General features: G+C 60.9%; 16 protein-coding genes. 9 read left to right on the top strand and 7 right to left on the bottom strand.

What is annotated here, in order from left to right:
- The first annotated feature begins 75 nt into the window (after positions 1-75).
- The 7 genes from AF337_RS22840 to rsmA all read left to right on the top strand — a co-directional run bounded on the left by AF337_RS22840 (position 76) and on the right by rsmA (position 8,530).
- Positions 76-849 carry a phosphatase PAP2 family protein gene (locus tag AF337_RS22840; RefSeq protein WP_049733932.1) on the top strand — a complete coding sequence of 258 codons (774 nt, stop codon included), beginning with the start codon at positions 76-78 and terminating at the stop codon, positions 847-849.
- A 100-nt stretch (positions 850-949) separates the two neighbouring features.
- Complete coding sequence (gene lptF, locus AF337_RS22835) at positions 950-2,131, top strand: LPS export ABC transporter permease LptF (RefSeq protein WP_049734135.1); 1,182 nt, start codon at positions 950-952, stop codon at positions 2,129-2,131.
- Complete coding sequence (gene lptG, locus AF337_RS22830) at positions 2,128-3,216, top strand: LPS export ABC transporter permease LptG (RefSeq protein WP_049733931.1); 1,089 nt, start codon at positions 2,128-2,130, stop codon at positions 3,214-3,216. Before lptF ends, lptG begins: the two co-directional genes overlap by 4 nt.
- On the top strand, positions 3,216-5,558 hold the full coding sequence (locus AF337_RS22825) for an LPS-assembly protein LptD (RefSeq protein WP_049733930.1): 2,343 nt from the start codon (positions 3,216-3,218) through the stop codon (positions 5,556-5,558). The genes lptG and AF337_RS22825 overlap by 1 nt, the downstream gene beginning before the upstream one ends.
- 165 nt (positions 5,559-5,723) lie before the next feature.
- On the top strand, positions 5,724-6,668 hold the full coding sequence (locus AF337_RS22820) for a SurA N-terminal domain-containing protein (protein WP_049733929.1): 945 nt from the start codon (positions 5,724-5,726) through the stop codon (positions 6,666-6,668).
- Between the two features lie 6 nt (positions 6,669-6,674).
- On the top strand, positions 6,675-7,703 hold the full coding sequence (pdxA, locus tag AF337_RS22815; protein ID WP_049733928.1) for a 4-hydroxythreonine-4-phosphate dehydrogenase PdxA: 1,029 nt from the start codon (positions 6,675-6,677) through the stop codon (positions 7,701-7,703).
- A complete protein-coding gene (gene rsmA / locus AF337_RS22810; protein ID WP_049733927.1) occupies positions 7,703-8,530 on the top strand; it encodes a 16S rRNA (adenine(1518)-N(6)/adenine(1519)-N(6))-dimethyltransferase RsmA in 828 nt (275 codons plus the stop codon). Before pdxA ends, rsmA begins: the two co-directional genes overlap by 1 nt.
- On the opposite strand, the gene gmk is transcribed toward rsmA, so the two are convergent.
- The 7 genes from gmk to fabD all read right to left on the bottom strand — a co-directional run bounded on the left by gmk (position 8,527) and on the right by fabD (position 15,120).
- Positions 8,527-9,189: a guanylate kinase gene (gene gmk / locus AF337_RS22805; RefSeq protein WP_049733926.1), complete on the bottom strand. Its 663-nt coding sequence runs from the start codon at positions 9,187-9,189 to the stop codon at positions 8,527-8,529. The genes rsmA and gmk overlap by 4 nt on opposite strands.
- Before the next feature lie 3 nt (positions 9,190-9,192).
- The gene (locus AF337_RS22800) at positions 9,193-10,080 is read right to left on the bottom strand and encodes a YicC/YloC family endoribonuclease (RefSeq protein WP_049733925.1); all 888 of its coding nucleotides are present in this window, start codon (positions 10,078-10,080) and stop codon (positions 9,193-9,195) included.
- A gap of 18 nt (positions 10,081-10,098) precedes the next feature.
- Positions 10,099-11,337 (bottom strand): endolytic transglycosylase MltG, encoded by a 1,239-nt coding sequence (gene mltG, locus AF337_RS22795; protein ID WP_049734134.1) that lies wholly within the window; start codon positions 11,335-11,337, stop codon positions 10,099-10,101.
- Between the two features lie 179 nt (positions 11,338-11,516).
- The gene (gene fabF, locus AF337_RS22790; protein WP_049733924.1) at positions 11,517-12,779 is read right to left on the bottom strand and encodes a beta-ketoacyl-ACP synthase II; all 1,263 of its coding nucleotides are present in this window, start codon (positions 12,777-12,779) and stop codon (positions 11,517-11,519) included.
- A gap of 93 nt (positions 12,780-12,872) precedes the next feature.
- Positions 12,873-13,109, bottom strand: a complete 237-nt coding sequence (locus AF337_RS22785) for an acyl carrier protein (RefSeq protein ID WP_003547058.1) — start codon at positions 13,107-13,109, stop codon at positions 12,873-12,875.
- Between the two features lie 286 nt (positions 13,110-13,395).
- Positions 13,396-14,133 carry a 3-oxoacyl-[acyl-carrier-protein] reductase gene (gene fabG, locus AF337_RS22780; protein WP_003578339.1) on the bottom strand — a complete coding sequence of 246 codons (738 nt, stop codon included), beginning with the start codon at positions 14,131-14,133 and terminating at the stop codon, positions 13,396-13,398.
- 42 nt (positions 14,134-14,175) lie between these two features.
- A complete protein-coding gene (gene fabD, locus AF337_RS22775) occupies positions 14,176-15,120 on the bottom strand; it encodes an ACP S-malonyltransferase (protein WP_049734133.1) in 945 nt (314 codons plus the stop codon).
- Positions 15,121-15,320: 200 nt separating this feature from the next.
- On the opposite strand from fabD, the gene AF337_RS22770 reads away from it, so the two are divergent.
- Together AF337_RS22770 and AF337_RS22765 are read left to right on the top strand one after the other, a co-directional pair.
- Positions 15,321-16,364, top strand: coding sequence for an aldo/keto reductase (locus tag AF337_RS22770; protein WP_049733923.1), 1,044 nt, complete (start codon positions 15,321-15,323; stop codon positions 16,362-16,364).
- Between the two features lie 68 nt (positions 16,365-16,432).
- Positions 16,433-18,823, top strand: a complete 2,391-nt coding sequence (locus AF337_RS22765; RefSeq protein ID WP_152971160.1) for a tetratricopeptide repeat protein — start codon at positions 16,433-16,435, stop codon at positions 18,821-18,823.
- Positions 18,824-19,067: the final 244 nt, after the last annotated feature.

The following is a 19,067-nucleotide window of genomic DNA, read 5'->3' as shown; positions in this document are numbered from 1 at the left end:
GGCTTGCGACAATTGTTATGGTCGCCCGCGGTCATCACGGCCCTCATGTTTTCGTCAGTTTCATAGATATTCGCGTTGACAGTTTTTTCGAAAAATCGCCCGCGGGGGCCAGTAGTCCGCCTGCCTAAAACGACTTTCGGTGCATTCATGCTGTTGTTCTGGGTGTGGTGGGCGCTGCTTGCCGTCTTCCGCGCCTTTCCCGGGATAGACATCTATTTTTCCCAGCTTTTTTTTCTGGCCACGGATTGCGATCCGACGGCAGCGGCCGGAAGCATCTGCGGCGGCTTTCCTTATCGCGACTCGGGGAACTTCGACCTGCTGCGCACCATCTTCTTCCGCCTGCCCTATGTGGTGGCCATCGTGATGGTGTGGAAATTCATCGAATGCTACCAGCAGCATGGCGCGACCTTCAAGGCCGAACGGGCGCGCAAGCTGAAAGTGGCGTTGGGAACGCTGCTGATCGGACCGGTGCTGCTCGTCAATGTCGTGCTGAAGGAACATTGGGGCCGGCCGCGGCCGATACAGACGGACATTTTCGGCGGCGCGCTGCATTTCGTCGAGGCCGGTTCGCTTGCCGGAAAATGCGTTTCGAACTGTTCGTTCATCTCTGGCGAGGCCGCGAGCGCCGGCTGGCTTTTCTGTTTGCTGCTTTTCGTGCCGAAATCCTTGCGGTATGCGGTGGCAGCACCCCTGGCGGCGATCTCTATTCTGACGCCTGCGATGCGGCTATCCTTCGGCGCGCACTACCTTTCCGACGTCGTTCTCGGATGGCTTTCCTCGCTTGTCGTCTTCGCCGCGTTGCTGGCGTTAACCGAGTCGCAACAGCATCAAAAAAATTCTGAAAATTGAATGAATTTTTGACACCAGCTTGTCGCAATACGGCGACAAAGAGCGTAGAGGGTTTCTCCTGCAAAGCCGTTTGGGCGTGCAGGTGCTTTCAAGGGCAGGCATGAAACTACTTGAGACATACATATTGCGGCGCGTCGGCCAGATGTTTCTCGTGGCGCTCCTGCCCGTTCTGGCGATCATCTGGACGACTCAGGTTCTGCAGCGAATCAACCTGGTCACCGACAGCGGCCAGTCGATCGGTTCGTTCGCCAAGCTCGCGACGATGATCCTGCCGTCGATCATTCCTGTTGTCCTGCCCTTCGCCCTCGTCATCGCCATCACCCAGACGCTGACGACGATGAACAACGATTCCGAGCTGACCGTCATCGACGCGGCCGGGGCGCGGCGCAGCGTGCTGATCCGCCCGATCCTGCTGCTTGCCGCCGTCGTCAGCCTCTTTTCCTTCTTCGTCGATAACGTCGTCGAGCCGCGCGCAAAGACCGTCGTGCGCCAGATGATCGCCGAGACCTATGCCGACCTGCTGTCTTCGGTGATCGAAGAAAAGACCTTCCGCAAGCTTGATGAAGGTCTTTATGTGCAGATCTCGAAGCGAATGGCCGGCCGCATGCTGAAGGGCCTTTTCGTCGCCGACGAGCGCGATCCGGCCTACGAGCTGATCTATTATGCGAAGGAAGGCGCCGTCGACGATACGGGCACGACGCTGATCATGCACGAAGGTGAGGTGCACCGCAAAACCCCCGACGGCAATGTCTCGGTCATCAATTTCGATTCCTATTCCTTCGACCTCTCCGACATGACGGAAAATCGCGGCCAGGCGACGCTGCGCGCCAGCGACCGCGACCTGTGGTTCCTGCTCAACCCGGATCCGGCCGACAAGGACTATACGATCCGGCCGCAGAGCTATCGCGCCGAACTGCATCGGCGGCTGACGGACTGGGTCCTGCCTGTCGTCTTCGCGCTGTTTTCGCTGGCGATTGCCGGTGATGCGCGTTCGCACCGCGAAGCGCGGCTGCATCCGATGGTGAGCGCGCTCGCCTATGCCTTCGCGCTCAGATGGGCGGCGTTTTACGCTGCCAATCAGATCGATACCGATCCTGAATATATCGTCGTTCTCTATGCCATACCGATCGTCAGCAGCATCATCTCGATCGTCTTCCTCGGCCTTCACAAACGACTGGCCGTACCATCGTTCATCCGCGACCGGATGTCGTCTTTCTGGAGACGGACGCAGGAAAGGCTGCTTGCCCCAACCAGCAGGACCGGCGGAGATGCCGCCCAATGATATTCGGGACATTGTCGCGTTATTTCTTTCGCCGCTACCTGGCGACGATGGGCTGGTTTCTGATCGGCGTCTCGGCGATCTCCTTCCTTCTCGATTTCAGCGAGACGGCAGGCCGGATGTCGGGCCTACCCGGCTACACGATCGGCGGCGGCATTCTGATGACCGCCGTGCGCCTGCCGCTCATCCTGCAGCAGACGGTGCCCTTCATCGCGCTGTTCGTCGGCATGACGGTGCTGATCGGGCTCAACCGCAAATATGAGCTCGTCGTCACGCGCGCTGCCGGCATTTCGGTCTGGCAGTTCATGTTCCCCTTCATCGCCGGCTCGCTGATACTTGGCCTGCTGACGATGATGGCGCTCAATCCGCTTGCCGCCTGGGGGCAGCGTCAGGCGCTGCTCGTCGAATCCGATTGGCGCGGCGAGAACGCGGTTCTGCGCAAGGCGCCGCAGATTCCGTGGCTGCGTCAGATCAGCGGCCGGGACGATGTCATCATCGGCGCCCAGACGGTTCAGGAGAACGGAACCAAGCTGATCGACGCCGTGCTGATCCATTTCGATTCAAGCGGTCAGGTCATTCTGAGACAGGACGCCGCGACGGCAAAATTGGAAGATGGTTACTGGCAACTTAACAATGTTGTCGAGCGCAAGCCTGGCGAAATCCCGATGCGTAAAGCTTCGGTTCAACTTCGCACCAATCTGAAACAGGACTTCGTCCAGGAGCGGCTGACAGCGCCGGAAACAATTGGTTTCTTTGACCTTTCCAACCGCATCGCCGCGGCCAAATCCTTCGGCATCTCGACCAAGGCGCTGGAGACGCAATTCAACTCCCTGTTGTCCCAGCCGCTGCTGCTGGTAGCCATGACTTTCATTGCTGCAACAGTGTCCCTAAAATTTAGCCGGTTCAACCAATCCCGCTCCGTGATTCTGGGTGGCATCCTTTCGGGCTTCATGCTTTATGTCATCACCGTGCTTGTAAAGGCATTCGGAAGCAGTGGAGTCGTGCCTCCCTTCGTGGCGACGTGGATACCGGTGATCGTCGCGCTGGCCTTGGGTGCGACGATTCTGCTTCATCAGGAGGACGGCTAGTGGCGGCAGGCGACCGCAAGTATTTTAGTAAACAGTTGGTTGCCCTGCTCGTCGGCGCGACTCTATGTTCCTATTTCGGCAGTGTCCCGGTCTCCTACGGCCAGGCCAATACGTCCGCTCAAGATATTGGGAAGAAGATTCCGGAAGGGGCCAAGCTCCTGCTTTCGGCCAATGAACTCGTCTATAACCGTGACGCCGATCTGGTGTCGGCGGTCGGCGGCGTGCAGATCAACTATGGCGGCTACAAGATGGTCGCGCAGAAGGTCGAGTACAATCAGAAGACCGGCCGCATGATGGCGCTCGGCAATGTCGAACTGGTCAGCCCGGACGGCAACCGCATCTATGCCGACAACCTAGACGTGACCGACAATTTCGCCGACGGGTTCCTGAACTCACTGCGCATCGAAACCTCCGACAATACGCGTATCGTCGCCGAAAGCGGCCAGCGTGTCGGCGGCACGATGATGATTCTCAATAAGGGCGTCTACACCGCCTGCCTTCCCTGCGCCGAAGACCCGAAGCGCGCGCCTTTCTGGCAGGTCAAGGCCAAGCGCGTGATCCAGAACGGCGTGACCCACACGATCCGTCTGGAAAGTGCGCGCTTCGAGCTGCTCGGCTATCCGATCGCCTTCCTGCCGTTCATCGAGGTCCCCGACAATACGGTGAAGCGCAAGTCGGGCTTTCTCTTCCCGACGATGAGCCTGTCGCAGAATCTCGGTTTCGGTCTTTCAATTCCTTATTATTACGTGATCTCGCCGAGCATGGACGCGACGGTCACCACCACCGGCTACACCGCCCAGGGCTTCCTCGTCGAAGGCGAATTCCGCCAGCGCTTCGAAAACGGCACACATATTCTGCGCGTCGCCGGCATTGACCAGGCAAAGCCGGACAATTTCAGCTCCGGCACCAGCGATGCCGAAGCCGGTCAGCGTGCCATGGTTGCCTCGAAGGCCGAATTCCGCATCAATCCGCGCTGGACGTTCGGCTGGGACGTCATGGTGCAGAGCGACAACAATTTCTCGAAAACCTACAAGCTGCGGGATTTCACCGGCACGGATCGCACGAACCAGATCTACCTGACGGGACTTGGGAAACGCAATTATTTCGATATGCGGGCGTTCTATTTCGACGTCCAGGATGCCGATCGGAAGAACACGGCCGAAAAGCAGCAGGCGATCGTCTATCCGTCGCTCGACTACCACTATGTGGCGCCGCAGCCGCTTGCCGGCGGCGAATTGTCGGCCGATGTCAACCTGACGAATATTTCGCGCACCCATGACGACTTCTATACCGTCGATGGCTTCGACCGCTTCCGCGGCCTGAAGGGACAGACCTCGCGCCTGACGGCCGAACTGCAGTGGAAGCGCACTTATGTTACGCCGACCGGCTTGGTGATCACGCCGCTTCTGGCCGCGCGCGGCGATGCTTTCGCGCTCAACATGGACAGTCCGGTCAATGCCAACGGCGTTCCCTATGCCGGCAACTACCTCGACGACAATTCCGCCACCCGCTCGATGTTCACCGCCGGGCTGGAACTGCGCTATCCGATCCTGATGACGACGGAGAACAGCACCCATATTCTCGAACCGATCGCGCAGATCTATGCCCGCCCCGACGAGCAGCTCGCCGGCCGGCTGCCGAACGAGGATGCGCAGAGCTTCGTCTTCGACGCCACCTCGCTGTTCGATCGCGATAAATTCTCGGGCTACGATCGCGTCGAAGGCGGCACCCGCGCCAATGTCGGCATCCAGTATACCGGGACGTTCGACAGCGGCTACAAACTGCACGGCATCTTCGGACAATCCTATCAGATTGCCGGCCAGAACTCCTTTGCGACCGATGATCTCGTCAATGTCGGTGCGGATTCCGGCCTGGAGACCGACCGCTCCGATTATGTCGGCCTTGGCGGCGTCGAAACGCCGTACGGCGTTTCCGTCGCGGCCTCCTACCGCCTCGACGAGAAGGATTTCGAGTTCCGCCGCGGCGACCTGACGACAGCCTACCAGAACGACACCTTCCAGACACAGGTGACCTACACCCATCTCAGCGCCCAGCCGGCCTATGGCTTTGCCGAGGACAACGACGAGATTCAGACCAGCAGCAAAGTCAAGTTCAAGGATTACTGGTCGATCTTCGGCGGCATCGCCTGGGATCTGAACAATGATGTGCTCAGCCGCCGGACGCTCGGTCTCTCCTATGAGGATGAATGCACGATCTTCACGATCGCCTATACCGATACCCGGGACTCCGACGATGAGTCGGCCAGCGACTGGACGATCGGTGCAAGGCTGACCTTCCGGACGCTCGGCGACATCAAGATCGGTACAAACACCCTTGAGTGACAGGCGGCCGGCGCAAACATGGCCTAAAGCCATTCTTTCGCCGTATGCCTATGCAGGACATTGCCGCCAGTCGATATCTGAGGCATAGGGGTTTCGCCGCGTGTCTCGCACTGTGGTAAAAAACGCCGCGAACAACGTTTCGCGGCGCTATCGGGAGGTCAACAGATGATTGACGCGAAAAAAGCCATAACCAAGTTCCTCGCCGGGGCGGCGCTTGCCTTGCTGACGGGTGTCGCCGCTCCAGCATTTGCCGCAAGCGAGGTCAAGGCCGTGGTGAACGGCACCGCCATCACCAGCGGCGACGTCGCCAAACGCCAGGCCTTCCTGCGCCTGCAGCATACCAAGGCCGATGCCAAAGCTGCCGAGGAGCAATTGATCGACGAGGCGCTCAAGCGGCAGGAGGTCTCCCGTGTCCATATGTCGGTTTCGCAGCAGGACGTCGATGCCTCTTTCGCGCGCTTTTCGGCCGGCAACAAACTTTCCGTCGCGCAGATGTCGCAGATCCTCGATCGCGCCGGCGTCGGCGTCGACCATTTCAAGGGTTTCATCGCCGTGCAGATGAGCTGGCCGCGGGTCGTCAACGCGCGCTACGGTTCGACCTCGCGGCTGTCGAACTATGACCTCGTCTCGCGCATGATGCAGAACAACAAGCAGAAGCCGGTGACGACCGAATATATGCTGCAGCAGATCATCTTCGTCATTCCGCAGGCCAAGCGCAACGCCATCACCGGCAAGCGCAAGGGTGAAGCCGAGGCGTCGCGCTCGAAATTTCCGGGCTGCGACCAGGCAAAGGTCTTTGCCGCGACGATGCGTGACGTTTCCGTGCGCGATCTCGGCCGTATGCTCGCCCCCGAAATCCCGCCGGATTGGAAGCCGCTGGTCGAACAGGCCAAAGGCAATACGACAGGGACTCGCGTCACCGACAAGGGCGTCGAATATCTGGCGATCTGCAGCCAGCGCCAGGTTTCCGACGACCAGGCGGCAGAGATGGTCTTCCGCCAGGAAGATATCGGCAAGTCCAAGGCTGACAAGGACGCCAGCCCGGAAAACGAAAACAGCAAAAAGTATCTGGATGAACTGCGCAAAAAGGCGCAGATCGCCTATCGTTGATCTACGATGACGATACCGTTTTCGCGACCGCTTGCGCTGAGCCAGGGCGACCCCGCCGGCATCGGGCCGGATATTACGCTGATGGCCTGGCTCCGGCGGCGCGAACTCGGGTTGCCGCCTTTCTTCCTGATCGGCGATCCCGATGTCTTGGCGTTGAGAGCCCGCCAGCTCAACCTTTCGGTTTCGATCCGCGAGACGGATAAAGCCGGCGAGGCTGCCGGCATATTTGCCGACGCGCTGCCGGTCATGACGGTGCCCGCCGGCATCGAGGTGGTGGCCGGCGAACCGCATGCGGCAACGGCGAAGGGCACGATCGCGGCAATCGAGAAAGCCGTGTCGCTTGTCATCGACGGCGAGGCACTCGCGGTCGTTACCAACCCAATCGCCAAATCCGTGCTCTACGAGGCCGGCTTCCGCTTTCCCGGCCATACTGAATTTCTCGCCGATCTCGCCGGCAGAGCGACCGGCAGCCCGGTGACGCCTGTCATGATGCTGTCGGGGCCGAAGCTTCGGGCTATTCCCGTCACCATCCACATTCCGGTCAGGGACGTGCCGCAGGCGCTGACCGGCGACCTGATCGTGGAAACCTGCCGGATCGCTCATGAAGACCTGAGACAGCGTTTCGGCATCGAGGCGCCGCGGCTCGCCGTTGCCGGCCTCAACCCACATGCGGGCGAAGGCGGGACGATAGGCAGGGAGGACGAGGATGTCATCCGCCCGGCGATCGAGCGCCTACGTGACGAGGGCATCGATGCGATCGGCCCCCTGCCCGCCGACACGATGTTCCATGACGAGGCGCGGGCGCGATACGATGTCGCCATCTGCATGTATCACGATCAGGCGCTGATCCCGGCCAAAGCGCTCGGTTTCGACGACAGCGTCAACGTCACGCTCGGCCTTCCTTTCGTACGCACCTCGCCCGATCACGGCACCGCTTTCGGCATTGCCGGCAAGGGTTTGGCGCGCGAGCAGAGCCTGGTTGCGGCGCTGAAGCTCGCCGCCCAACTCGGCCGTACAACGGAAAGCCGCCGCTGATGGCAGCACTTGATGGCCTGCCGCCGCTTCGCGACGTCATCCAGCGTCACGGCCTCGATGCCCGCAAGGCGCTCGGGCAGAACTTCCTGCTCGACCTCAACCTGACGCAGAAGATCGCCCGCACGGCGGGCGCGCTTGAAGAAGCGACCGTCTTCGAGGTCGGTCCCGGCCCGGGCGGACTGACGCGAGCAATCCTGGCGCTCGGCGCCAAAAAGGTTATCGCCGTCGAGCGGGATACACGCTGCCTGCCGGCGCTCGCCGAGATCGCCGATCATTATCCCGGCCGCCTGGAGGTGATCGAAGGCGATGCGCTGAAGACCGATTTCGAGGCCTTGGCGCCGGAAGGCCCGATCAAGATCATTGCCAACCTGCCCTACAATGTCGGCACGCAGCTTCTGGTCAACTGGCTGTTGCCGAAGGCCTGGCCGCCCTTCTGGCAGTCGCTGACGCTGATGTTTCAGAAGGAAGTCGGCGAGCGTATCGTCGCCTCGGAAGACGACGACCATTACGGCCGGCTCGGCGTGCTCTGCGGCTGGCGGACGCAAGCGCGCATGGCCTTCGACGTGCCGCCGCAAGCCTTCACGCCGCCGCCGAAGGTAACCTCGACGGTCGTGCATCTGATGCCCCGGGAAAACCCCATTCCCTGCGCCGTTGCCAATCTGGAAAGAGTGACGCAGGCGGCCTTCGGCCAGCGCCGCAAGATGCTGCGCCAGAGCCTCAAACCACTCGGCGGCGAGAGACTGCTCGTCAAGGCCGGGATTGATCCGGCCCGGCGGGCGGAGACCCTGTCGGTCGAGGAATTCTGCCTTCTGGCAAACAGTCTTTAGAGCGACGGCGTCTCTTCCAGCAGCTCGCGGACGAAATCGAACATCCCATGGCGGCGGTCGCGGCGCAGGCGTTCGGCCCTGACGATCGACTGGACGGCGTCGAAAGCGGCATTGAGGTCGTCGTTGACGATGACATAGTCATATTCGCGCCAGTGGGCGATCTCGGCGCGGCTGTTGGCCAGACGCGTCTGGATGACCTCCTCGGAATCCTCGGCGCGGCGGTGCAGCCGCGACTGCAGCTCGGTCATAGTCGGCGGCAGCACGAAGATCGAAACCACGTCGGCCGACATCTTCTCCTGCAACTGCTGGGCACCCTGCCAGTCGATGTCGAACAGCATGTCGCGGCCCTCGGCCATGGCTTGCTCCACAGGCTCGCGCGGCGTGCCGTAGAAATTGCCATGCACCTCCGCCGATTCGAGCAGCGCATCGCTGTCGCGCATCCGCTCGAACTCGCGCACACTCTTGAAGTGGTAATGCACATCCTCGACTTCGCTCGGGCGGCGCTGGCGCGTGGTGACGCTGACGGAGAGGCCGATTTGCCTGTCCTGCTCCAGCAGCGTGCGCGCGATGGTGGATTTGCCGGCGCCCGACGGCGACGAGATGACAAGCATCAAACCGCGGCGGGCGATCTGCACGGGCGAGGATTTCGCCGGTTTCATGTCTTACTCCAAATTCTGGACCTGCTCGCGGAACTGGTCGATCACGACTTTCAACTCGATGCCGGCGGCGGTGACCGCCGAGGCATTCGACTTCGAGCAGATGGTATTCGATTCGCGGTTAAATTCCTGTGCAAGGAAGTCCAGCCGGCGGCCGGCAGGGCCATCTTTCACCAAGAGATCGCGTGCTGCGGCAACGTGCGCCTTCAGACGATCGATTTCTTCGCGCAGATCCGCCTTGGTCGCCAGCAGTGCGGCTTCTGCATGCAGCCGGTCGCGGTCGAGCGCGGCCATGCCGTCCATCAGCAAGGCGACCTGCGCGGCAAGCCGCGCGGCGATCTCCTGCGGCGAGCGTGAAGGATCAGCCTCGATCGTGCGCGTCAGGCCTTCGATCGTCGTCGCATGGTCGAGGAGAATGCGGGTCAGCGCCGAGCCTTCCTGTTCGCGCATGGCCCGGAGATCGGCAAGTGCTGCCAACAGGCCGGCAGTGATATCGGCGTCACGGGCGGCGAGTGCTTCCTCGCCATCCTCGCCTTCGCGAAACTCCACGATGCCCCGTACCAGAAGCAGCGTATCGAGCTTCAGCGGCGCCGGATCGATCACGCCGTCCAATTGCTCGCGCATCGCAAGCACCGCTGAGAGCGCCTGCCTGTTCAGCACGGCCTCGAAGCGGTTCTCGTCGGCAGTGACGGACAGCGATGCCTGCAGGTTGCCGCGGCTGAAGCTTTCGCCGGCAATGCGGCGGACCTCCGCCTCCATGCGTTCGAGGCCGGGCGGCAGGCGCAGCCGCAGGTCGAGGCCCTTGCCGTTGACCGAGCGCAGTTCCCATGCCCAGCGCCAGCGGCCGCTCGTTCCCTCGCGCCGCGCAAAACCGGTCATGGACTGCAAAGCCATACGAGCCTCCAGAAGCTATCAATTGATCTTCTTTTTCTTCGGCGGCGCAACGGCAGCGCCGTCATCGGCGGGCTGCTCGTCAGGCTGGCCGTCGACTGCGATGTTCGGGTCCGAGCCCTTGTCGGCTTCGAGCTTGCGCCAGCGCTTGACGTTGGCATTGTGCTCCTCGAGCGTCGCCGCGAAAACATGGCCGCCGGTGCCGTCGGCGACGAAATAAAGGTCCTGGGTCTTCCAGGGATTGGCGACGGCCTCAAGCGCATCCTTGCCCGGATTGGCGATCGGCGTCGGCGGCAGCCCCTTGATGACATAGGTATTATAGGGCGTTTCCCGCTTCAGGTCCGACTGGTAGATCGGCCGGTCGGCCGGTTTGCCGTCGCCGCCGAAGAGGCCGTAGATGATCGTCGGGTCGGACTGCAGGCGCATGCCCTTGCCCAGCCGGTTCAGGAAAACCGAGGCGACATGGGCGCGTTCGTCGGCAACGCCGGTTTCCTTTTCGACGATCGAGGCGAGCGTCACGAATTCTTCCTTGGACCGCAGCGGCAGCGAGGAGTCGCGCTTGTCCCAGATCTGATCGACGATTTTCTGCTGTGCCGCCGCCATCTGCTGGATGATCTCCGAGCGCTTGGTGCCGCGCGAAAATTTGTAGGTATCCGGGCGCAGGCTGCCCTCTTCAGGCAGGGCGGCCGGCAGATCGCCTTCCAGCACCTGATCCTCCAGCATGCGGTTGAACATCTGGCGGACCGTCAGGCCCTCGGGGAAGGAAACTGAATAGAGAATGGATTTGCCCGATTTCAGAAGCTCCATGATATCGCTCATGGAGGCTCTGGCCTTGATCTCATATTCACCGGCCTTCAGACTCTCGCCGGCAGACAGATGCGTTGCCGTGAGATAGCGGAAGATCCGGGCATCGCTGATGATCGCATTGCGCTCGAGGTTCGTGGCAATTTCGGCGAGGCCAGCGCCATTGCGGATGATGAAATTGGTATTGGTCTGCAGCGGACCGGGATTCCGATAGGTCGAGGTGGCGTAGTAGAAGCCGATGACGGCGACGACGCAGACCAGCACCGCCATCGTCATGATGAAGTTCAGGAAAAGAACGACCTGGCCGCGGGCTTTCTTGGATCGCTTCGGCGGCTCCGGAACACGCTCCGGACGCAGGGCTTCGCTCGGCGACTTCGGGATGATCGGTCCCTTCTGCGCTTGCCGGCCGTTCTCGCCCTGCGGGGTATCGTTGCTCTGGTTCGTCGTATCGCTCACCGGCAATCCTCTAAAACTTGACCCTCACTTCGCTATTTCGCGAAGCAATGCGGCAAAAGCAGGTTCTGCCGCCGTTCAACGGCGCCGCCGCCGGTCGTTATGCGCCCGCACGCCCTGCTGCGCAATGCAGAGGAACGGCCGTCGCGGCGCAAGGGACATTCATTGCGCCGCGCGGGCTGTTATTGCGCGTAACGGCGCAGGACGAGCGACGCGTTCGTGCCGCCGAATCCGAACGAGTTGGACAGCGCCACATTGATTTCTCGCTCACGCGCCTTGTGCGGCACAAGATCGATCGCCGTCTCGCGTTCGGGATTGTCGAGATTGAGCGTCGGCGGCGCAATATTGTCGCGAATGGCAAGCGTGGTGAAGATCGCCTCGATCGCGCCGGCAGCACCAAGAAGGTGTCCGGTCGCCGACTTGGTCGAAGACATGGAGATCTTCGATGCCGCATTGCCGACCAGCCGCTCGACGGCGCCGAGTTCGATCGTATCGGCCATGGTCGAGGTGCCGTGGGCGTTGATATAGTCGATATCGGCCGGCGTCAGGCCGGCGCGCTTCAGCGCCATCGCCATGCAGCGGCCGGCGCCCTCGCCGTCTTCGGACGGCGCGGTGATGTGATAGGCATCGCCCGACAGGCCGTAGCCGACGATTTCGGCATAGATCCTGGCGCCGCGCGCCTGGGCGTGTTCCAGTTCCTCGAGCACGACGATGCCGGCGCCCTCGCCCATGACGAAGCCGTCGCGGTCGCGGTCATAAGGGCGCGAGGCCTTCTGCGGATCGTCATTGTGCTGGGTCGACAGCGCCTTGCAGGCGGCAAAGCCAGCGAGCGAAATGCGGCTGACCGGGGATTCCGTGCCGCCGGCGACCATGACGTCGGCGTCACCCAGCGCGATCAGCCGCGCGGCATCGCCGATCGCATGCGCGCCCGTCGAGCAGGCGGTGACGACCGAATGGTTGGGGCCGCGCAGCTTGTGGCGGATCGAGACCTGGCCGGAGACGAGGTTGATCAGGCGGCCGGGGATGAAGAAGGGGGAGATGCGGCGCGGGCCCTTGTCGCGCAGGGTGTAGCCCGCCTCGACAATGCCTTCGATGCCGCCGATGCCGGAGCCGATCAGCACGCCGGTGGCGATCTGGTCCTCATCGGTCTCGGGATGCCAGCCGGCATCGGCAAGCGCCATGTCGGCGGCGGCCATGCCGTAGATGATGAAGGGATCGACCTTGCGCTGCTCTTTCGGCTCCATCCACTGATCGACATTGAAGGTGCCGTCGGTGCCGTCGCCGATGGGAATACGGCAGGCGATCTTGGCGGAAAGGTCGTCGACCTCGAATTCGGTGACGAGGCGGGCGCCGTTCTGGCCGGCAAGCAGCCGCGACCACGTCACCTCGGTTCCGCATCCCAAGGGTGACACCATGCCGGTACCGGTTATGACGACACGTCTCATCGCGTGCTTCCCCCCGTCTCTTATGTTCTATGGAGAAATAGGCCGAAAAGAAAAGGGCGGACTCCAGGCCCGCCCTTTCTCAAACTTACAGGATCAGGCCTGGGCCTTCTCGATAAACTTCACGGCATCGCCGACCGTCAGGATCGAGTCGGCGGCGTCGTCGGGAATTTCAACGCCGAATTCTTCTTCGAATGCCATGACAAGTTCGACCGTGTCGAGCGAGTCGGCGCCCAGATCGTCGATAAAGCTGGCGCTCTCGACGACCTTGTCGGCATCGACGCCAAGATGATCAATAACAATTTTCTTTACGCGTTCTGCGATATCGCTCATGTCGGTTTCCTCGACCTTATGTCCTGATCGGAATGCCGTTGCGGCACCCCTACCCTGTTTCAGCCTGCGATGTTTTCAGACATCCTCGGCAAACTCGTTTACCCGGCTTCAGAGATGTCCCAGGCTTGCAAAAAGCTCGCCGGTCCGTCTGCTTTCTCGGGACGACTGTTGACAGTCATGGCCCGCTTAACATGCTTTAGGTCCGCCGCAAAGCGAGAAAATCAACGGTTCGTGATTGCTCAACATGCTATTGGCGGAATTACTCCCATGCCGGCGGTTTGTCGTTTCAGATCATCGCCATGCCGCCGTTTACGTGCAGCGTCTGGCCCGTCATATAGGCAGCCTCGGAGGACGCAAGATAAGCGACCGCCGAAGCAACCTCGCCGCCCGTGCCCATGCGCTTCATCGGGATCGCTCCCATGATCGCTTCCTTCTGCTTGTCGTTCAGCTTGCCGGTCATGGCGCTTTCGATGAAGCCGGGCGCCACGCAGTTGACCGTCACGTTGCGGGTGGCGATTTCCTGGGCCAGCGACTTGGTGAAGCCGATCATGCCTGCCTTGGAGGCGCAGTAATTGGCCTGGCCCGGATTGCCGGTGACGCCGACGACGGAGGTGATGTTGATGATGCGGCCATAGCGGCGGCGCATCATCGGATGCGTCAATTCGCGCGTCAGGCGGAAGGTCGAGGTCAGGTTCACTTCGAGAACGGCGTCCCAATCTTCGTCGCTCATGCGCACGAAGAGGCCATCCTTGGTGATGCCGGCATTGTTGACGAGGATATCGACGCCTTCGAGTTCGGCTTCGGCCTTCTGGCCGAGAGCCTTGACTTCATCGCGGTCGGAGAGGTTTGCCGGAAAGATCTTGACGCGCTCGCCAAGATCGGCCGCCAGCGCTTCCAGCTTCTCAACGCGCGTGCCGTGCAGGCCGACGATGGCGCCCTGCTTATGCAGAAGGCGAGCGATTTCCTCGCCGATACCGCCCGATGCGCCGGTGACGAGAGCCTTGCGGCCGGAAAGATCGAACATGGAAACGTTCCTTATATCTCTGGAAATCTCTGGAAATACCAATCAGGCCATGAGGGCGGCAACAGTCGCGTCGATATCGGCCGGGCCGTTGACGGAGATGCCGTTAATCGTCTTGTCGATGCGCCGCGCAAGGCCGGTGAGCACCTTGCCGGAACCGAGTTCATAAAGCGTCGTGACGCCATTGCCGGCGAACCATTCCACGGTCTCGCGCCAGCGGACCTGACCGGTCACCTGCTCGACCAGCAGGCTGGCGATCTCGCCGGCATCCGTCACCGGGGCGGCGCGGACATTGGCGATCAGAGGCACGACCGGATCGGATTTGGCAACCGTTGCCAGCGCTGCACGCATGGCCTCGGCGGCAGGCGCCATCAGCTTGGAATGGAAGGGAGCGGAAACCGGCAGCAGGATGGCGCGCTTGGCGCCCCTGTCGGTCGCCAGGCCGGCGGCCTTTTCGACGGCCGCCTTCTCGCCCGAGATGACGATTTGGCCGCCGCCATTGTCGTTGGCGATCTGGCAGGCGCCGGTCGCAGCAGCCTCTTCGCAGACGGCGACGACGTCGGCATGTTCGAGGCCGATGATCGCGGCCATGGCGCCGATGCCGACGGGGACGGCCGCCTGCATGGCGTTGCCGCGAATGCGCAGCAGCCGGGCCGTGTCAGCGAGCGAAAAGGTGCCGGCGGCGCAAAGGGCCGAATATTCGCCGAGCGAGTGGCCGGCGACATAGGCGACCTTGGACTTCAGATCCAGCCCCTTGGCCTCAAGAATGCGGACGACGGCGATCGAGACGGCCATCAGCGCCGGCTGGGCGTTCGCCGTCAGGGTCAACGTATCCTCGGGACCGTTGAACATGACGTCCGAAAGCTTTTCACCGAGCGCCTCATCGACCTCGTCGAAAACGGCGCGGGCTTCGGCGAAATTCTCGGCGAGTTCCTTGCCCATGCCGACGGCCTGACTGCCCTGACCGGGAAAAGTGAAAGCAATGGTCATTTTCATGTCCCTGATTGCGCCCCTCGAGGCTGTTTTGCCTCCAATTGACATTCTTTCCGGCAGAGTCAAGTGGCGGCTCATTCTCCGCAAAGCCTTTCGCACCGGCACAAAAGCGAGGTTTTTGCTCTTGCGCTCGGCCAAATCCGGCCTAGATTTGCCCGGTCCTCCCCAAGGCTTCAGCTCTCTCCCAAGGTTTTCTCATGAAGTACAATTCACTCGGCCGCACCGGCATTTCCGTTTCAGAAATCTGCCTTGGCACCATGACCTGGGGTTCGCAGAACAGCGAAACCGACGCCCATGCACAGATGGATTACGCCGTCGATAAGGGCGTCAATTTCTTCGATACCGCCGAACTCTACCCGACCACCCCGGTTTCGCCGGAAACACAGGGCTGGACCGAAGACTATATCGGCACCTGGTTCGAAAAGACCGGCAAGCGCGGCGATATCGTACTCGCCACCAAGGTCGCAGGCCGCGGCCGCGACTATATACGCGGCGGCGAAGGCGCCGACGCAAAGAATATCCGGCTGGCGCTCGAGGCCAGCCTGACGCGGCTGAAAACGGATTATATCGACCTCTACCAGATCCACTGGCCGAACCGCGGCCATTTCCATTTCCGCCAGAACTGGAGCTACAATCCCTTCAACCAGGACCGCGACAAGGCCGTCGCCAATATGCTCGACATCCTGGAAACGCTCGGCGCACTGGTGAAGGAAGGCAAGATCCGGGCGATCGGCCTTTCCAACGAAACCACCTGGGGCATCCAGAAATACCTGACGCTGTCAGAGCAGAAGAGCCTGCCGCGCGTTGCCAGCGTCCAGAACGAATACAATCTGCTCTACCGCCATTTTGACCTCGATCTCGCCGAGCTTTCGCATCACGAGGATGTCGGGCTGCTCGCCTATTCGCCGCTCGCCGGCGGCATCCTCACGGGAAAATATGTCGGTGGCGCCAGGCCGAAGGGGTCGCGCGGCTCGATCAACCACGATATCGGCGGCCGCCTGCAGCCGCTGCAGGAGCCGGCGACCAAAGCCTATCTGGAGATCGCGGCCAGATATGGTCTCGACCCTGCGGCCATGGCGCTCGCGTTCTGCCTGTCCAGGCCCTTCATGGCCTCGACCATCATCGGCGCAACCTCGATGGAGCAGCTGAAAGTCGATATCGGCGCGGCCGACCTGACGCTTTCGGACGAGGTGCTGGCGGAGATCGCGAAGGTGCACCGGCAGTATCCGCTGACGCTGTAAAAATCACTCTACTCTCCTTGACCGTGCAATGCCGGATGTTACGCTTCGGCTCGGCAAGAGGGAATGGAATGTCGATTATTGGTAAGGGGATAGGAGCCGTCGTTCTAGCGATCGCCGGCTCCGCTTTGGCGGTGGATCCGACGGGAACCACGTCCGGCGTTGCGACCAAAGCTTTGGGGATCGCTGCCGGGCTTGCCGGTGATATCGCCGGCAACGAAGCTCACGCTGCCTACACCGCTTTTGGTGACCGTTACGCGGCCGCACTCTTCAAGCGCCATCCAGAGATTGACCGCAATCACCATATTATGGCGCTGCGACTTTCGCACCTCGACGCGACGGAAACGATCCTTGCACGTTTCGACGAAGCACGCAGCAACGATTTCAACGATATGCGGCAGGTCGAGGCTGAGCGCGTCTCAGCGTTGCTATGGTCCTATCTGAAGGACGCGAGGAAGTTCAACAGCGACGGTGCGGCATCCGCGGAAGAAAATAACATTCTCAGCATCCTGCCCACAGCCTATGAAACCGCTCTCGCCGCTCGAAGCGATGCTGCGCCTGATGCGACCACTGTCCGCAAAGAACTGGAAGATAACGTGCTCAGGGAATTGTCCGTCGAGATCGGCGACACCTTACCCGCCCTATTAATGGCCGCTTTCCACGGTGGTGCGAACGGAAATGACGGCTGGCACGATCTTTTCGTCCGGGCAGCCTCGGGAAGACTAAAGGACAACGAGGCATTCAAGGCGATATGGAATGCGGAGCAACTGGCGCGGATCGGCGCCATTCTGGATTTTGTCGATAAGAAGATAGGCCGGGTCCTCGACGGACAAACTACAGCAGAAAGAGAGGCCGAACGACGCCACAATGAGCAGATGGAGATGCAGACGCGGATTCTTGATTTCGTGTCAGAGGAAAAGGGCATCCCTGTAAAAGAATTGGAACCTGTTCTCGCGCGGTTGATCGGTCATTCCGATGTACCCCGGGACAAAATCGCCCGGGTGCTCGCCGATGCAGTGGATGACCTTCTTGCCCGCTCCCGGACACTGGCGACCATTCACAATGATCATCCCGAAATCGATCGCGCCATTAACGCCGCACGCAAGAAGCTGGAAACCCTGGATATCGAAGGTGCACTCGCAACCGTGCGCGAAGCGCAGAGGAAACAAGCCTTGCAACGGCGCGATCAGGACAAGGAAGATGCGAGACTTTTCCTCGAAGAAGCAGATATCCTTATGCCTCTTTACGATCACGAGGGCGTAGTTGTGGCTTTACAACAAGCGCTGATGCTCGATCCCGACCCAATATGGCGATGGGATCAGCTTGGCGACGAACTGCGAAAAACGGGCCAGCGTTTGAACGCAGTTGCTGCATTTGAAGCGGGCTTGGAGGCTGCGTTTAGAGTAGGAGACGAACGTGCAATTGGTGTTTTGCACGAGAGGATCGGCGACATGTGCCGGGCCGAAGGCGATGCCAAAGGGGCTCTTCAAGCCTACCGGAACGGTCTCAATATCGCAAAGGCACTTGCCGAGCGCGATCCCGGCAACACAGAATGGCAGCGAGATCTCTCCATTTGTTATGACAATATTGGCAACATCCGCCGGGCAGAGGGCAACGCCAAGGGCGCTCTTCAAGCCTATCGGAACGCTCTCGATATCGCAAAGGCACTTGCCGAACGCGACCCCGGCAATGCCCAATGGCAGCGAGATCTTTCTGTCAGCTATGACAAGATCGGCGACATCCGTCGGACCGAAGGCGACGCCGAGGGCGCTCTGCAAGCCTATCAGGACAGCCTCAACATTCGAAAAACACTTTCCGAACGCGATCCTGGCAATGCCCAATGGCAGCGGGATCTTTCCATCAGCTACAACAAGATCGGCAACATTCGTCAGGCCGAAGGTAACGCCCAGGGCGCTCTGCAGGCCTATCAGGACAGCCTCGACATTCGAATAACACTTGCCGAACACGATCCCGGCAATGCCGAATGGCAGCGCGATCTTTCTACCAGCTATGACAATATCGGCGGCATGCGTCGGGCCGAAGGCGACGCCAAGGGCGCTCTTCAGGCCTATCAGGACAGCATCGATATCGCAAAGGCGCTTACCGAACGCGATCCCGGTAATGCCGAATGGCAGCACGACCTTTCCATCAGCTATGACAGGATCGGCGACATGCATCGGGCCGAAGGCGACGCCAAGGGCGCTCTTCAGGCCTATCAGGACAGCATCGACATTCGAAAAACGCTTATCGAGCGCGATCCCGACAATGTCGAATGGCAGCGCGGTATGATCACGAGCTTGGTGAAGTTAGCTGAATGCGAACCGGCGAATGCATCGACGCACTATGCAATGGCATTGAAAATCGCGCTGACTCTGAGCACCTCGGGCAAGCTTGCACCGACCGAGGCCTGGATTCCGGATGATTTGGCCCAACGATTAGAGGCAACCCACACAAGCAGCTAGGCATCTCTTGCAAATTTCCCGTCCAACCCTTGCCTTCCCGCGAAAAATCCGTATAAGCCGCCCTGTTCGTTAACCCGGTCTTCTGGCTGGTGGCTGAACGGAGGGCCGGTTTGCATTTTGCAAATCGTTCGGAGCGCAAGCGTTCCAGCCTCCCGTGTCTCCGCTCTCGACCGTCTCGGAAACGCTTTCTTGCCTGGGTCCGCCCAATCAGGAGCAGTCGTTGAGGCTTAGCCGCCGAATATCG

Source organism: Rhizobium ecuadorense, assembly GCF_001187535.1.
In the GTDB taxonomy this organism is placed as follows: domain Bacteria; phylum Pseudomonadota; class Alphaproteobacteria; order Rhizobiales; family Rhizobiaceae; genus Rhizobium; species Rhizobium ecuadorense.
The sequence above is the reverse complement of the archived record's forward strand: the minus strand, read 5'-3'. Positions and strand labels throughout refer to the sequence as shown.

What these genes read in the sequence shown, in the direction of transcription:
- lptF (WP_049734135.1), top strand. Translation starts at nt 950, where the DNA reads ATGAAACTACTTGAGACATACATATTGCGGCGCGTCGGCCAGATGTTT.
- lptG (WP_049733931.1), top strand. Translation starts at nt 2,128, where the DNA reads ATGATATTCGGGACATTGTCGCGTTATTTCTTTCGCCGCTACCTGGCG.
- AF337_RS22820 (WP_049733929.1), top strand. Translation starts at nt 5,724, where the DNA reads ATGATTGACGCGAAAAAAGCCATAACCAAGTTCCTCGCCGGGGCGGCG.
- pdxA (WP_049733928.1), top strand. Translation starts at nt 6,675, where the DNA reads ATGACGATACCGTTTTCGCGACCGCTTGCGCTGAGCCAGGGCGACCCC.
- rsmA (WP_049733927.1), top strand. Translation starts at nt 7,703, where the DNA reads ATGGCAGCACTTGATGGCCTGCCGCCGCTTCGCGACGTCATCCAGCGT.
- gmk (WP_049733926.1), bottom strand. Translation starts at nt 9,189, where the DNA reads ATGAAACCGGCGAAATCCTCGCCCGTGCAGATCGCCCGCCGCGGTTTG.
- AF337_RS22800 (WP_049733925.1), bottom strand. Translation starts at nt 10,080, where the DNA reads ATGGCTTTGCAGTCCATGACCGGTTTTGCGCGGCGCGAGGGAACGAGC.
- fabF (WP_049733924.1), bottom strand. Translation starts at nt 12,779, where the DNA reads ATGAGACGTGTCGTCATAACCGGTACCGGCATGGTGTCACCCTTGGGA.
- AF337_RS22785 (WP_003547058.1), bottom strand. Translation starts at nt 13,109, where the DNA reads ATGAGCGATATCGCAGAACGCGTAAAGAAAATTGTTATTGATCATCTT.
- fabG (WP_003578339.1), bottom strand. Translation starts at nt 14,133, where the DNA reads ATGTTCGATCTTTCCGGCCGCAAGGCTCTCGTCACCGGCGCATCGGGC.
- fabD (WP_049734133.1), bottom strand. Translation starts at nt 15,120, where the DNA reads ATGACCATTGCTTTCACTTTTCCCGGTCAGGGCAGTCAGGCCGTCGGC.
- AF337_RS22770 (WP_049733923.1), top strand. Translation starts at nt 15,321, where the DNA reads ATGAAGTACAATTCACTCGGCCGCACCGGCATTTCCGTTTCAGAAATC.
- AF337_RS22765 (WP_152971160.1), top strand. Translation starts at nt 16,433, where the DNA reads ATGTCGATTATTGGTAAGGGGATAGGAGCCGTCGTTCTAGCGATCGCC.